The 13,675-nt window shown below is 69.0% G+C and carries 13 protein-coding genes; 6 read left to right on the forward strand and 7 right to left on the reverse strand.

The window, feature by feature from the left end; translation table 11 throughout:
* A partial coding sequence (locus ABD848_RS22555) for a cellulose-binding domain-containing protein (protein WP_344976327.1) occupies window positions 1-582 on the reverse strand: 582 nt, incomplete at its 3' end.
* Between the two features lie 322 nt (window positions 583-904).
* Between ABD848_RS22555 and ABD848_RS22560 the strand changes: the two genes are divergently transcribed.
* A complete protein-coding gene (locus ABD848_RS22560) occupies window positions 905-1,639 on the forward strand; it encodes an rRNA methyltransferase (protein ID WP_344976330.1) in 735 nt (244 codons plus the stop codon).
* 16 nt (window positions 1,640-1,655) lie between these two features.
* Here ABD848_RS22560 and ABD848_RS22565 read toward each other — a convergent pair whose 3' ends face one another.
* Complete coding sequence (locus ABD848_RS22565) at window positions 1,656-2,678, reverse strand: cobalamin B12-binding domain-containing protein (RefSeq protein WP_344976333.1); 1,023 nt, start codon at window positions 2,676-2,678, stop codon at window positions 1,656-1,658.
* A gap of 4 nt (window positions 2,679-2,682) precedes the next feature.
* Complete coding sequence (locus tag ABD848_RS22570) at window positions 2,683-4,284, reverse strand: PP2C family protein-serine/threonine phosphatase (protein ID WP_344976336.1); 1,602 nt, start codon at window positions 4,282-4,284, stop codon at window positions 2,683-2,685.
* A 321-nt stretch (window positions 4,285-4,605) separates the two neighbouring features.
* On the opposite strand from ABD848_RS22570, the gene ABD848_RS22575 reads away from it, so the two are divergent.
* The 3 genes from ABD848_RS22575 to ABD848_RS22585 are packed head-to-tail and all read left to right on the forward strand — an operon-like array spanning window position 4,606 to window position 7,510.
* The gene (locus ABD848_RS22575) at window positions 4,606-6,063 is read left to right on the forward strand and encodes an alanine/glycine:cation symporter family protein (protein ID WP_344976339.1); all 1,458 of its coding nucleotides are present in this window, start codon (window positions 4,606-4,608) and stop codon (window positions 6,061-6,063) included.
* Window positions 6,064-6,113: 50 nt separating this feature from the next.
* Window positions 6,114-6,737, forward strand: a complete 624-nt coding sequence (locus tag ABD848_RS22580) for an RNA polymerase sigma factor (protein ID WP_344976342.1) — start codon at window positions 6,114-6,116, stop codon at window positions 6,735-6,737.
* Complete coding sequence (locus ABD848_RS22585; protein WP_344976343.1) at window positions 6,734-7,510, forward strand: methylated-DNA--[protein]-cysteine S-methyltransferase; 777 nt, start codon at window positions 6,734-6,736, stop codon at window positions 7,508-7,510. Before ABD848_RS22580 ends, ABD848_RS22585 begins: the two co-directional genes overlap by 4 nt.
* A 21-nt stretch (window positions 7,511-7,531) precedes the next feature.
* On the opposite strand, the gene ABD848_RS22590 is transcribed toward ABD848_RS22585, so the two are convergent.
* Together ABD848_RS22590 and ABD848_RS22595 are read right to left on the reverse strand one after the other, a co-directional pair.
* Complete coding sequence (locus ABD848_RS22590; protein WP_425567657.1) at window positions 7,532-8,164, reverse strand: AAA family ATPase; 633 nt, start codon at window positions 8,162-8,164, stop codon at window positions 7,532-7,534.
* Between the two features lie 30 nt (window positions 8,165-8,194).
* Window positions 8,195-8,506 (reverse strand): TFIIB-type zinc ribbon-containing protein, encoded by a 312-nt coding sequence (locus tag ABD848_RS22595; protein WP_425567658.1) that lies wholly within the window; start codon window positions 8,504-8,506, stop codon window positions 8,195-8,197.
* Between the two features lie 285 nt (window positions 8,507-8,791).
* Here ABD848_RS22595 and ABD848_RS22600 point away from each other — a divergent pair, with 285 nt between their 5' ends.
* The gene (locus tag ABD848_RS22600; protein WP_344976348.1) at window positions 8,792-10,441 is read left to right on the forward strand and encodes a serine/threonine-protein kinase; all 1,650 of its coding nucleotides are present in this window, start codon (window positions 8,792-8,794) and stop codon (window positions 10,439-10,441) included.
* 80 nt (window positions 10,442-10,521) lie between these two features.
* Here ABD848_RS22600 and ABD848_RS22605 read toward each other — a convergent pair whose 3' ends face one another.
* Window positions 10,522-11,676: an acyl-CoA dehydrogenase family protein gene (locus ABD848_RS22605; RefSeq protein WP_344976350.1), complete on the reverse strand. Its 1,155-nt coding sequence runs from the start codon at window positions 11,674-11,676 to the stop codon at window positions 10,522-10,524.
* Between the two features lie 123 nt (window positions 11,677-11,799).
* Here ABD848_RS22605 and ABD848_RS22610 point away from each other — a divergent pair, with 123 nt between their 5' ends.
* Window positions 11,800-12,564, forward strand: coding sequence for a TetR/AcrR family transcriptional regulator (locus tag ABD848_RS22610; protein WP_344976354.1), 765 nt, complete (start codon window positions 11,800-11,802; stop codon window positions 12,562-12,564).
* A 180-nt stretch (window positions 12,565-12,744) separates the two neighbouring features.
* Here ABD848_RS22610 and ABD848_RS22615 read toward each other — a convergent pair whose 3' ends face one another.
* On the reverse strand, window positions 12,745-13,242 hold the full coding sequence (locus tag ABD848_RS22615; RefSeq protein WP_344976357.1) for a DUF7144 family membrane protein: 498 nt from the start codon (window positions 13,240-13,242) through the stop codon (window positions 12,745-12,747).
* Window positions 13,243-13,675 lie beyond the last annotated feature (433 nt).

A 13,675-nucleotide genomic window follows, 5' to 3' on the forward strand; every position in this document is an offset into this window, starting at 1 on the left:
CATGGCGTTGATGAGGCCGCTGGCGCTGGAGACGGTGACGGTGTCGCCGCCCGCGCCGCCGGTGGTGCCGCCGTTCTGGGTCGCCCAGCCCTCAAGACCACCCGAGGAACCACCACCGTCATCACCGCCATCGTCTCCGCCGTCGTCGTCGGTGGTGCCGTCGCAGGCGGTGCCGTTGAGGGTGAAACTGGTGGGGGCGGCGTTGGTGCCGGTGTGGGTGGCTTGGAAGCCGAAGGAGACGGTGGCGTCGGTGGCGATGGTGGCGTTGTAGGAGACGTTGCCGGCGCTGACACTGGAGCCCGATTGGGTGTAGTCGGCGTTCCAGGCGCTGGTGATCTGCTGGTCGTTGGGGAAGTCCCAGTCGAGGGTCCAGCCGTCGATGGGATCGCCCAGGTTGGTGACCTCGACGCTGGCGGTGAAGCCGGAGTTCCACTGGTTGACCGAGTAGTCGACCGCGCAGCCGGTGGCCGCGCTGGCCGGGGTGGCCACTGACAGGAGTCCGGCGCCCAGGGCGAGGCCGGCGGTGGCGGTGAGGCCGCGGCGCCACCGGGGTGCGGTGGCGCTGGTGGAGAGGCGTTGCATGTCGGGGGATACCTCCTTGGGACGCCGTGTCGATGGTGTGCCTCCTCATCGGCACACCAGGGGGAATCGACCACGGCGGGAGTGTGGTGACCCCGGGTACGGAGAGTCCACAGTCCGTATCTGGTTGTCGCCCCGTTAGGAGCGAGCTGTGATGTGGGGATCACCACACAAAAGGAAAGCGCTTTCCTGGTTTCTGTAGGCTATTGTTCGACTTCGGTTCGTGTCAATGTTTCGTGTCGCTTTCTCACGCGGTCGTTGTTGAGATCGTGCCGTCGGCGTCGCCCGGGACGGTCCCGCTGGGGCGAGCAGGCAAGCTGGGGAGATGGGCTACCGTTACGCCATCGAACGCGCCGACTACAGTGATCTGGCCAGCGGGTGGGTGCTGCGCTCGGCACCGGGCCGCCCTGGCTTTCCCGTGCGGTTGGCTGATGAGCTGTTTCGTCGCGCACTGGCCCACCTCGGCCGCGAACCGGTCGGTGTGTGGGACCCCTGCTGCGGTAGCGGCTATCTGCTCACTGTGCTGGTGCTCTTGCACCGCGATCGCATCACGCACGTCCACGCCTCCGACAGCGATCCGGAGGCGGTGCACCTGGCCGCCCGCAACCTGGAACTGCTCACTGCGGCCGGCCTGGCGCAGCGCTCCCGGGAGGCGCGCGAGCGCGCTGAAGCGTTCGGCAAACCCGGCTACCTCGACATGGCCGCCAGCGCCGATCGGCTCGCGCGGCGGCTGCACACGCTGGGCGGTGACCTGGCGGCCACCACATGCCGTGGCGACGTTTTCGCTCCCGAAGCGCCGCGTTCTTCTACCGATGTGGTTCTCACCGATGTCCCCTACGGCGATCTCACCCACTGGTCGGGAATGGTCCCCAACGGCGAGCCGGTGCCGGCGCTGCTGCGCGCGGTGGCGGAGCCGCTCTCCGATGACGCCCTCCTCGTCGTGACAGCGCGGACTCGTAAGATCCCCCTGCCCACCGGGGTGCGCCCGTTGGAACGGGTGCGGGTGGGCAGCCGTTCCGCTGTCCTGGTGCGGGTCGCCGAGGTGCGTGACGCTCCCTGACCCCGGTGCCGTCGGCCTACTCCGTCAGCTCCGCGCGGGCCTGGCGCAGCGTGGCCACCGTTGCGGGGTAGTCGTAGAGCAGCGTCGCGTAGGCCGTCATAGCCTCCAGCACGGTGGCGAACGGTACGTGGCGCGCCGCCAGCATCGCGCGTACCCAGTGCAGGAAACGCATGAACAGCGTCGTCTCGCCGACGTAGAGCGACACGGCGAGGGAATCGAAGAGGTGGCTGAGGATCTCCACCATGTGGTCGCGGTTGAGCCGGCCCGTCGTGAGGGAGAGGTGGTGGTGCTCGGTCAGTCGGTGCAGCCCGATCCTGATCGCGTCCTCACGGCGTTGCAGCAGGTTGACGTACTCGTCACGGCTGTGGGGCGCCGGAGCGGGGGTGGCGTGCGCCGTCCCCAGCGATTCGAGTGCGGTGGCGGCGCCCCGCCCGCTCGTTGCCCACCCCTCGGCACCGAGCGGGCGCGCCCATCTGCTGTCGGGGCCGAAACCGGCGCCGCCGGCGATCACCGGCAGGTCGATGCTGTGGCACGCCTCGATCATCGCGCCGGCTTTGGGCAGTCGCAGCGGCAGCGAGCAGCTCAGCGCGACCGCGTCGTAGTCGCTTCCCTGCGCGTAGTTGGTGAGGGCGCCTTCGGGCACGTTCGCCCCCAGGAAGGTCACCTCCCAGCCGCGTAGCCGCAGCACGTCGGCGAGCAGCCGCGCCGGTAGCCCGTGCCACTCTCCTTCGACGCAGGCCACCAGCACCGAGCCGCGCTTGGCGGCGGTGCGGTAGGCGGGAGATGCCGGCACGAGCGCGCTCAGCAGGCGCTCGCTGGTGCAGGTCGCGGCGTGCTCCTGCGCCACTGACCAGTCGTTGTCCTGCCACAGTCGGCCGATTTTGACATGGGCGGGGGCGATCACGTCGAGTAGCAGCGACTCGGTGTCGCGGCCCTCGGCCACGAGGGTGCGGCTAAAGGCCACCGCCCCCACGTCGTCGGCGCGTTCCAGATGGTGGAGCAGGCTGCTGACGGCTCTCGTCTCGCTCGCGGAGGACATACGGTCACCTCCCCTCCTCCGGTCGGGAAAGGCGCGGTTGGAGCGCCAGGATTGCGATGTCGTCGTGGCGGTTGCCGCCGAGCCAGTCGCCGATGGCCTGCTCTAGGCGGGCGGCCGTCGCCTCGGCTGGGAGCCCAGCGCATTCGGCGAGCAGGTCGCGCAGCCGTTCCTCGCCGAACATCTCGCCATTGAGCACCCCGCGGCGGGCTTCGGTTACGCCGTCGCTGTAGAGCAGCAGCGTCTCGCCCGGGGCGAGGGTGAGGGCGACCGAGTCGAAGACGGCCTGGCGCAGCGCTCCCACGAACATCCCCCGCAGCACCACGTCGGTGACCGTGCCATCCCGGTGCAGGATCAGTGGGCAGGGGTGGCCGCCGGAGGCCAGTTCCAGGTCAAGCCCCCCGGCGCTGTTGCGTTCGGCCCGTCCCAGGATGAGCGTGGTGAACTTCTCGGGGATGGTCTCCATGAGCACGTCGTTGAGGAGCCGCAGCAATTGGACGGGGCAGGGCTGGACGCGGCGCAGCGCGTGGATGGACTGGCGCACGAGCCCGGTGAGGACGGCGGCCTCTGCTCCTTTGCCGCACACGTCGCCCAGGAGAAACCCCAGCCCCTCGGTGGTTTCGGTGACCTCGTAGTAGTCGCCGCCGATGCGGTCGGCCTCGTGGGCGCAGCGGTAGGCTGCCCCGAGCGAGATGTCGGCGGGGTGTGGCAGCGGGGCGGGCACCAGCCCCGACTTCAAGATGGCGGCCGTGTGCGCCTGGTATTGGTAGAGCGTCGCCGATCCGATGGCGGTGGCGGCCCGGTTCGCGAACTCGCGCAGCACGTCCGTCTCGTCCTCGTCGAAGGGGGCCTGCCCGGTGGTGCGTATGAACAGCAGCACACCGACGACGCCGCTGACGGCTCGGACCGGGACGGCCAGCAACGCTCCCGGCCGCGGCGCCTCGGCGGGCAGGATGTCGTCGAGGATGCCGTCGATGTCGCCGGGCCAGGGCTCGAATGCCCGAGGTTCGGCGAGGGTGGAGGCGGATAGCCAGCCCATGCCGCTCACGGTTGCGCTGTCCCACTCGCCCGTGGTCACCTCTTCGCCGCGCTGTCCGGTGGGGTACCAGTTCCACCAGCGCGCGCTGCCGTCGGGGGCGATGGCGGCGTAGCAGCACGCCGCTGCCAGGCGGGGCACCGGCAGTTGCACGGCGGTGCGTATCACGCGCTCCACCCGTAGCGATGCGTTCAGGAGCTTGGTGGCCTCGCCCAGGAACTCGGCGCGCCGTCGGCCCGTCCATGGGGCGGACGCGGTCTCGGTGACGTAGCAGGCGAATCCGCCGTCGCGCAGCGGCTTGCTTTTGGCGCTGAGATCGAGCCCGTTGTGTCGCAGCCGGTGCTGTCGCGTCTGGCGCTCCGGTCGAGCCAGGGGCGCCAGCGGTGACTGGGCGATGTCGTCGCCCGGTGCTATCTCGGGCACCAGTTGCCGCGCTGTGCCGTGCACCGATTGCACGGTCGCGGTGCGGTCACAGATGACGACCGCCTCGTCGACACCGTCGATCGCGGCATCGAGGGTGCCCGTTGTGGCTTCTTTGCCACGCTTCGTTGATGTCGTTCCCGTGGTTTCCATCGGGTTCGTGGCTCCGAAGGCGGAGCGTGACTCGTCGTGACGGTGGAAGTGTCCACCTGTGTGGCTGGGCCGGATCGGCGAGGCCGCTCGTGATTCTGCTGTTGTGAGTGCGGGCTTCGGCGTCCGGCTGGCTGTCCCGCGGGATTTTTCGATCGCGTCTTCCCAGCCTATCGGGGGTGCAAACGAGTGAGGGTGTCGTTTTGCCAAGGTGTGACCGCGGTTCGGTAACTATTCGTAACATCACGCGCGTTTTCTGTGGTCGAATCGCGGTGTCGTCGGCGAGTGTCGCCCCCGAAGCCGCATTCGAGGAGTGAGTCCCGCGTGGATGCCGTCAACGCTTTGGTCGAGACCTGCAACGACGTTGTGTGGGGCTATCTGGTGATCCCGCTGCTCGTCGCATTGAGCAGCTACCTCACCGTGCGTTCGGGAGTGGTGCAGGTGCGGCTGCTGCCGGCCATGTTCACAGCTATGAGGGGCGGTTCTCGTGGGGCGTCCGGCGGGGAGCGCGCTGTCTCGTCCTTCCAGGCGTTCGCCATCTCCGCCGCGGCCCGGGTGGGCACCGGCAACGTCGCGGGGGTGGCGATCGCCATCGGGGTGGGAGGCCCGGGTGCGGTGCTGTGGATGTGGCTCATGGGGCTGCTCGTGGGGTCGACGAGTTTCGTGGAGTCGACCCTGGCCCAGATGTACAAGGTGCGTGACCGCTCCGGTTTCCGGGGCGGTTCGGCCTACTACATGCGCTACGGTCTCAACGCCAATTGGGCAGGGGTCATCTTCGCCGTGGCCAGTGTGGTCACGTTCGGTTCCGTTTTCACGACGGTGCAGAGCAATGCGATCGCCACCGCCGTGGCGTCCTCGGTGGACGTGACCGGTGCGAGCGTCGGCACCTGGCTGGCTCCGGCCGTGGGAGGTGGGCTGACCGCGGTGACCGCGCTGGTGGTCGTGGGCGGGGTGCGCTGGATCGCGCTGGTGGCCCAAGCGCTGGTTCCGGGTATGGCACTGCTCTACCTGCTGCTGGGGGCCACGGTTATCGCCGGTAACCTCGCCGAGGTGCCCGGTGTGGTGGCCGAGATTTTCGCGCACGCTCTGGGGTTGGGCGAGGTCGCGGCCGGCGCGGTGGGTACCGCTGTCGTGCAGGGAATCCGGCGCGGCATGTTCTCCAACGAGGCCGGTATGGGCTCGGTGCCCAACGCCGCGGCCGGCGCCGCGGTCAGTCACCCCGCCAAGCAGGGGTTGGCGCAAACGCTTGGTGTCTACGTCGATACGCTCGTGGTCTGCTCCACCACGGCTTTCGTCGTGTTGTTGGCCGACCCCACCTACGGGCCGCACCGGGCCGCGGACCTGACACAGCAGGCGCTGGCGCTGGAACTCGGCCCGTGGTCGTTGCACGTGTTGACGGTCATCATCGTGCTGTTGGCGTTCACCTCGCTGTTGGGTAACTACTACTACGGAGCGGCCAATATCGCCTTCCTGGCCGCCGGTGACGGGGTCATGGCCACTTACCGGTGGGCCTTCCTGCTGATGACGTTCGTGGGCGCTATCGGGTCGGTGCAGGTGGTGTGGAGCCTGGCCGACACCGCGATGGGTGTTATGGCCGTGCTCAACCTGGTGGCGCTCATCCCGCTGTCGGGGGTGGCGCTGCGGCTGCTCGACGACTACACGCGGCAGCGTCGGCAGGGCCGCGACCCGGTCTTCACCCGCGACCGGCTGGCCGGGGTGAGCGGAGTGCGCTGCTGGGAACCTGGCGGGCCGCCCGAGGCGGAGGCGCCCGTGCCCGAGTGAGAGGAGGGTGGGTGTGCAACCGTGGCGAGGGGCGCGGTGTTAGGGAAAGTGTGAACGCTACGAACGACATGGCTGAGACCCGCCACGGCGGTGACCCGGGTCTTGCCGCTGCACTCGCCGCCGATCTCGACGCGGGTTTCGTCGAGTTGTTCGGCGTCTACCGCCACGTGGTGTTCTCCACGGCGTTACGGGTGTCGGGGAGGTGGGCCGATGCCGAGGATCTAGCGGCCGAGGCGTTTCTGCGGGCCTACCGGGCGCTTTCGGGCTATGCCCCCGAGCGCATCGCCGGGCTGCGTCTGAAACCGTGGCTGCTGACGATCCTGCTCAACGAGTGGCGCAACCGGCGGCGGGCCGCCGACCGCAGCCCGCCGCCCGCTCCGCTGGAGAACGTGCCAGAGCCCCAGGAACAGGCGGAGGGGGCCGAGCGGTTGGCCGAGCGCCACGAGACCAGCCGTGAGCTCGCCGCGCTGCTGGCGCAGCTCCCCGAACGCCAGCGCCTCGCTGTCGTGCTGCGCCACGTGGCCGAACTGTCGACAGCCGAGGTCGCCGACGTGCTGGGATGTCCAGAGGGCACGGCCAAGTCACACGTTTCCCGTGGCCTACGCCGGCTACGGGAGTTGCACTCGTCCCCGGCCGCTGGCTCCACCTCAACCTCTCTGGGAGGTGCCTCATGAGTAACCAGCCTGAACCGCTGCCTCCTGAACTCGCGGGACTGGACGAGCTCACGGTCGCTGCCCCCGAGGGACTGTTCGACCGGGTGGCCGCCCGCTGGCTGCGCGTGCCCGGCCCCGCCGGTGACCTTTTCGTCGTCTTCACCGACCACGGCATCGCCTACGTCGGCGACGCCGGCGCCGGCGACGACGCGGAGTTGGCGCAAGCCTGCCATCGGCGTCTCGCGCGCCCGCTCGTGCCCGCGTCGAAACCGCCGGCCGGACTGCTCCCGGCGCTGCGCAGTGGCCACGGCGCCAAGCTCCAGTTCGATCTGCGCGCGGTCAGCGAGTTCGACCGTGCGGTGCTCACCGCCGCCCGCGAGATCCCGCCGGGGCAGGTGCGTCCGTATGCTTGGGTGGCCCGGCGCATCGGCCGGCCCCGGGCGGTGCGGGCGGTGGGCTCGGCGCTGGGGCGCAATCCAGTGCCGGTGCTGATCCCGTGCCACCGGGTCATCCGCACCGACGGCGCGTTGAGTAACTACGTCTTCGGCGCTGCCGTCAAAGAGCGGTTGTTGCTGGGGGAGAACGCCAACCTGGGCGAGGTGCGCGAGCTGGCCCGATCGGGCGTGTTCTACCTGGGCAGTGACACCACGGGAGTGGTGTGCTTCCCGAGTTGTTCGCATGCGCGCCGTATCACGGCCGGCCACCGCCACGGCTTCGCCACTCTGGAGGGGGCGCGCGCCGAGGGGTACCGGCCCTGCCGCGATTGCCGGCCCGACGTGGCCGAACCGGCGTGAAACGGCGCGGTCCGGCACGGGTCAGCGCCCGCCGCGCTCGATCCAGGCGCACACGTCGTCGGCGGTCTCCTTGACTGAGGTGTGGGTGGTGTCAAGGAGACTCACCGGTGGGGCCATGTCGGCGGCGGTCTCGCGTACCCACGCGGCGTAGTCCAGCATCTCGGCGATGCGGGGCTCGTCCCACTCCCGCCATGCCGGGCGCGCCCGCAGCCGTTCGGCGAGCATCGTGGGCTCGCACACCAGCGCGAGGTAGTGGATGCCGTCGAAGAGGGGGCGTTCGGGCAGCAGCTCGAACTCGGGCGGCACGACCGTTCCGCACAGTACGACCGGCCGGCCGCTTTGGTGGATCATCGCGGCCATGCGCAGCCACGCCGACCGGAAGGCGCGGTGGTTGTGGGCGGGGTCGCGCAGCCCCGCCGTCCACAGCACGTCCTGCTCTAAGACCACGAACCGGTCGGCGAGCCGGGGAAGGAGCAGCCGGGCCACGGTGGACTTGCCCGTGCCGCTGGGGCCGGTCAGGCAGTACAGCGGCAAACGGGTGAAGGGCTGCCGGTGGCCGCACTCGGTGCAACGGACCACCGGCTCGCCCTCGTCGGTGTCGACGACGGGGATGTCGGTGTGCACGCCACAGCGGGCACAAATGAGGAGGTTCACGCGAGTCCCGGGGGAGGGTCGGGTCGGCAGCTAGTCGAAGAGGTCTTCGAGGAAGCTGCGCTTGCGCTTCTTGTGGCCGTAGGGGCGCGGCGAGTCGCTGTAGCCCCCGTAGCCGCCCCGGTAGGGCTTGGGGCTGTCGGGGTGGCCGTGGAAGGGGGGCGGAGAGTCGGGGCGCCCGTGCTGGTAGGGCTTGGGGCTGTCAGAGTAGCCGTAGGCGGGAGCCATACCGTAGTGGTGCTGCTCTGCGGAGACGATCTGTTCCAGCTCGCCATGGTCGAGGAAGATCCCCCGGCAGCGCTCGCACTGCTCCAGGTGGATTCCCTTGCGGTCAACGGTCATCATCCGGCTTTGGCATTTAGGGCAAATCACGGGCACATGGTATGCGACACGCTCCAGCTCGGTAGGGGGCATCGCATTTCTCGTTGCGACGCTTGTCATTCCCGGTGAGGACAACCGGCGACGGTCGGTGCGCGTCTAACGGCAGAGCCCCCTATGGGCAACCTTGGGTTGCGGGGGCGTTCTCGTGTGTGAAGGTCGCGCGCCTCCCTCTGCTGTGCTCCGGCCTTTTACACTCCCCTCAACGGTGCCGTGACCGCGGCAGCGCCTTCCCAGCGAGGAAAGCCATCAATGAGCACTGACGAGCCCGAATCCGCCCCCGACCACCTGCTCGCCGGCCGCTACCGGATGTATGACCTCATCGGGCAAGGCGGCATGGGCCGGGTATGGCGCGGCACGGACGAACTCCTGGATCGTCCCGTGGCCATCAAGGAGCTCATCATCCCCTCACCGTTACCCCAGCGTGAGGTGGAAGTGCTGCGCACGCGCATGATGCGCGAAGCCCGCAGCGCGGCTCAGCTCAGCCATCCCTCGATCATCACGGTCTTCGATGTGGTCGAGAGTGACGAGCGCCCCTGGATCGTTATGGAGCTGGTGCGTGGCACGGCGATGAGCAAACTCATCAAAGAACGCACCACGCTGGAGCCCGAACGGGTGGCCGCGATCGGGGTGCAGCTCGTGGCGGCACTATCCGTGGCTCACCAGCACGGTGTGGTGCACCGCGACGTCAAGCCCGGCAATGTGCTCATCGCCGACGAGAACCGCACGGTGCTCACCGATTTCGGCATCGCCCGACTGCCGGGCAGCAGCAGCCTGACCACCAGCGGCAACCTGCTGGGCTCTCCGAGTTTCCTGGCGCCCGAGCAGGCGCGGGGGGAGACCGCTACGCCCGCCAGCGACATGTGGGCCTTGGGTGCCACCCTCTACAACGCCGTCGAGGGGGCGCCGCCGTTCCACCGCTCCACGGCGATGGGCACGCTCAGCGCCATCATCACCGAGGAGGTGCCTGCGCCGCAGCGGGCCGGCCCGCTGCGGCCCGTCATCGAGGCGCTGCTCGACAAGGACCCCGAGGGGCGGCTCACTGTGGAGCAGGCCGGTGAGATGCTGCGCGACGTTGTTGCCCACAACCGCGGGATCACCACCTGGGCTGAGGAAGACTCCGCCGCCGCTCCTGCCGCTGTCGAGTCGGAGCCCGCCGCCACCGCCACGCCGCCGACCTCAGCCACGCCGGTCACGTCCATGTTCGATTCGTCAGAGCCGCCCCAGCGGCGCGTGTCGGTCTCCGGAAAGGCCGCGCTGGTGGCGCTCTCGGCTGTCGTGGCGATTGTGCTCGCAGTCTCCTTAGCGCTGTGGCTTGGCGGTTTGGACTCGGGGACCACGGTGGCGGGTGTGGGCGCCGAGGAGTCGTCGTCCTCGGCCAGCCCTTCCGGTGACCCTTCGGCGTCGCCCTCGCCCTCGCCTAGTACGCAGCCGCAGTCGGCCAGCCAGCCCAGCGTGGCGGGGGTCGACACGGTGCGCCACGAGGACCCCACGGGGTTCGCGCTCGACGTTCCCGAAGGCTGGAGCGTGGAGCGCCGTCAAAACGGCGTCTTCTTCGACAACCCCCAGGGTGGCTACCTGCAAATCGACCAGACCGACGATCCCGGCCCCGACGCCGAGGCCGACTGGCGTAACCAGGAGGGGGCCATCTCCAGCAACTTCAGCGGCTACGAGCGCATCGCCATCACCGAACTCGACCAGCCCTATCTGGATGGCTACATCAGCGCCGCCGACTGGGAGTTCACCTTCGACGGCGCCAACGGTCGGATGCACGCCGTCAACCGCGCTTTCCACACCGAGGAGAAGGGCTACGCGCTTTTCCTTGTCTCCACCGAGGAGGACTGGGAGACCAACCGCGCCCTGTTGGAGCAGATGACCCGCTCCTTCGTCCCCGCCGCCTAGCCCCGGCGGGGACGATGCCGGTGGGGCGGCCACGGGCCGGCCCACCGGTGAACCGCCCGTGGCTCTCGGGGCGCTGTGCGCTATTTCAGCAGTTGGCGGGCCATGACGAGGCGTTGCACCTGGTTGGTGCCCTCGTATATTTGGGTGATCTTCGCATCGCGCATCATGCGCTCCAGCGGGAAGTCGCGGGTGTAGCCGTAGCCGCCCAGCAGTTGCACCGCGTCGGTGGTGATCTCCATGGCCGTGTCGGAGGCGTAGCATTTGGCCGCGGCTCCGAAGAAGGACAAGTCGGAGTCCTCGCGTTCGGATTTGGCGGCGGCGACGTGGACCATCTGACGGGCGGCCTCCAGCTTCATGGCCATGTCGGCGAGCATGAACTGGATGCCCTGGAAGTCAGCGATGGCCTGCCCGAATTGTTTGCGTTCCTTGACGTAGGCCAGCGCATTGTCGAGCGCTCCCTGGGCGATGCCGACGGCTTGGGCGCCGATGGTGACTCGGGTGTGGTCGAGGGTGCGCAGCGCGATCTTGAGTCCGGCGCCGACGTCTCCCACGAGCCGGTCGCCGGGGATGCGGCACTCGTCGAAGTACAGTTCGCACGTGGGCGAGCCCTTGATGCCCAGTTTGCGTTCGGGCTCGCTGATGCTGAACCCGGGGTCGTCGGCGTGGACCACGAAGGCGCTGACGTTGCCCCCGCGGGGACCGTCGGGGTCGGTGACGGCCATGACGGTGTAGTACTGGCTCTGGCCGGCGTTGGTGATCCAGGTTTTCTGTCCTGACAGCACCCATTCGTCGCCGTCGCTGCGGGCTTGGGTGCGCATGGACGCCGTGTCGGAGCCGGCCTCGCGCTCGGACAGGCCGTAGGAGAACATCGCCGCGCCGCGTGCCACCTCCGGCAGGTAGCGGTTCTTGACGTCGGCGGAGCCGGCCAGCATGAGCGGGGTGGTGCCGAGCTTGTTTACGGCGGGGATCAGCGAGGACGCGGCGCATACGCGGGCCACTTCTTCGATGACGATGCAGGTGGCCAGGGCGTCGGCGCCTACGCCGCCGTGCTCCTCGCCGATGTGGGGGGCGTGGAATTCCGCTGCGCGCAGGGCGTCGTAGGCCTCGTGGGGGAAGCGGCTGCGCTCGTCGACGTCGGCGGCGTGGGGGGCGATCTTGTCTTCGGCCAGCTCGCGGACGGCCTCCCGCAGGGCCGTGTGCTCGTCGCTGAGGCGGTACAGCTCGAAGTCGCTCATGGTGTTGCGGTGTCCCTTTCGAAGGTCGGCGTCTCCCTGCCATTGTGGCACCAGGTGTCTACAATTGGCATTGAGTGTCAGTGGGTAGTGTTACTGCGGGGCGGCGTTGGCCGGGGTGGTGCCATGACGGCGATCGGGGAGGCGATGACAGGTAACGACAGCAGTGGGGGACGTAGCGCGGGACCGTCGACGGCGGAGGTGGTGGCCGCGGCGGTGCGCCTGTTCACGTCCCACGGGTATGCGGCGACGACGATGGGTGATATCGCCGTCGATATCGGAGTGAGTAGGCGCACCCTGTTCCGCAACTACGGCTCCAAGGAGGATCTGCTCTTCGCCGAGCACGAGGACGTGTTCGAGACGGTGCAGCGCTACCTGTCCACGTCGGCCAACACCGATCGGGTGGCTGCCGTGTGCGAGGCGGCGCGTATGGTCTTCGCCTCGTTCGTGCGCGCGCCCGAGATCGCTGTCCCCCGCTACCACCTGGTCCGTGCCCTTCCGGCGCTGCGCGACCGCGAGATCGCGATGACGGCCCGCTACCAGCGGGCCTTCAGCCGCCACCTCGCCGCCGGCGAAACCGACGAGACGCGGCTGCTCATCTGCGCCTCGTGTGCCGCCTCGCTCATTGCTGCCCACAACCATGTGCTGCGCGCCTGGCTGCGCGCCCCGTCGGGGCCCCTGCCGTGGGAGCGTTTTGATACGGCGTTGGAGGTGGTCACTGAGGGCATCCGCGACCGGCTGCGTGTCGGCGGGGCGGCGGGCAGCACCCAGGGCGGGGGCCGGCCGACCGGGGAGGGGGAGCCGGATGAGGATGCGGTGCTCGTTGCGGTCTATCCCACCCGTATGGAGGGGGCGGAGGTCATGCGCCGGGTGCGTCAGGCGTTGCAGTGAGGCCCGGGCTGGGGGCGTGCGCCCACGAACGTGCCCGGCAGTACCGACACCGCCGGGCACTCGCCTGGCTCGGCCGCCGAGACCGGCTGCGGGGGCTGCCCCGGGGCCGGTGAGCTCGTAATCGGCGGCTGGCGGCTCCGTACATTCTCCTCCTTGTTTCCTCTCGACGGTGCGGACGTCTCACATCGGTGGCCGGGCGTGCTGGCCCCGGCTCGTGCCCGTCACGTGGCCTGTCGTGCCTCGTGTGCGTGGCTCCGGCACGGTTTGGGCGTCAGAGTGTCCCGCTTCGTAGGTGCGTGGTGTCGTGGTCGCGAACCGGCCCGCGGTCAGGCCGTAGATGATCAGCACGTCGATCGCGATCACCACCAGTGACCACAGCGGGTAGGCGGTGATGAACGCGAGTTGTCCGAGCGCGTTGATCCCCGCGAGGGCGATCGCCACGATGCGCGCCCACGTCTGGTCGGTGAGCAGACCGAAGGCGATGAGGCACATCAGCGCTCCGAAGGCGACGAGTAGCGCGCCCCATGCGGCGAAGTTGAAGACCAGCAGGTTCCCCTCGCCGCTCACGAAGAACTCTGGGGCTGCTATCGCGACTAGGCCGTGGACGATGTTGAAGACCCCGACCAAGAGCAGCATGATCGCCGCGAAAGCGGCCCAGCCGTTGATTCTTGTGTTCATCCGTCCCTCCCCGTGGCCTCGTCACGCCGGCCGGGTCCGACACGGCGGGGTGGAGGCCTCATGGGTCCCCTTGTGAGCAGCATGCTCCGCTACCCCTGAAAAAGGCCCCCACTAACGGGCAATAAACCACCAAAACCTTGCTGGGAGGCACTTGTCGTCTCTTGTCGTAATGTCCCCGCCACCGTGCGCGCATTCCAGGTGAGCCCGGTGTCGGTCGCCCGGCTCGGTTGCACCTTCCCGAGCGGTGCCCCGGGATAGTTCCAGGCCGAATCCTGTCCTGTAGACGGTCCGTATTTCGGGGGTGCACTGGTGTCGTGGATGTGCTTCAAGCCACGTTTGACGACCGTCCAGCCACCCCCGCGCCGCCGCTTCTTTCGCGCTACCGCGAGCGCGGCTCCATCGCCGCAGCTCGGCGTCTTCTTGGCCGGGCATC

Source organism: Salinactinospora qingdaonensis (genome assembly GCF_039539445.1).
In the GTDB taxonomy this organism is placed as follows: Bacteria; Actinomycetota; Actinomycetes; order Streptosporangiales; family Streptosporangiaceae; genus Salinactinospora; species Salinactinospora qingdaonensis.

Excerpts from the sequence above, each read along its gene's own strand:
- ABD848_RS22560 (WP_344976330.1), top strand. The coding sequence starts at position 905 with ATGGGCTACCGTTACGCCATCGAACGCGCCGACTACAGTGATCTGGCC.
- ABD848_RS22565 (WP_344976333.1), bottom strand. The coding sequence starts at position 2,678 with ATGTCCTCCGCGAGCGAGACGAGAGCCGTCAGCAGCCTGCTCCACCAT.
- ABD848_RS22570 (WP_344976336.1), bottom strand. The coding sequence starts at position 4,284 with ATGGAAACCACGGGAACGACATCAACGAAGCGTGGCAAAGAAGCCACA.
- ABD848_RS22585 (WP_344976343.1), top strand. The coding sequence starts at position 6,734 with ATGAGTAACCAGCCTGAACCGCTGCCTCCTGAACTCGCGGGACTGGAC.
- ABD848_RS22595 (WP_425567658.1), bottom strand. The coding sequence starts at position 8,506 with ATGATGACCGTTGACCGCAAGGGAATCCACCTGGAGCAGTGCGAGCGC.
- ABD848_RS22600 (WP_344976348.1), top strand. The coding sequence starts at position 8,792 with ATGAGCACTGACGAGCCCGAATCCGCCCCCGACCACCTGCTCGCCGGC.
- ABD848_RS22605 (WP_344976350.1), bottom strand. The coding sequence starts at position 11,676 with ATGAGCGACTTCGAGCTGTACCGCCTCAGCGACGAGCACACGGCCCTG.
- ABD848_RS22610 (WP_344976354.1), top strand. The coding sequence starts at position 11,800 with ATGACGGCGATCGGGGAGGCGATGACAGGTAACGACAGCAGTGGGGGA.
- ABD848_RS22615 (WP_344976357.1), bottom strand. The coding sequence starts at position 13,242 with ATGAACACAAGAATCAACGGCTGGGCCGCTTTCGCGGCGATCATGCTG.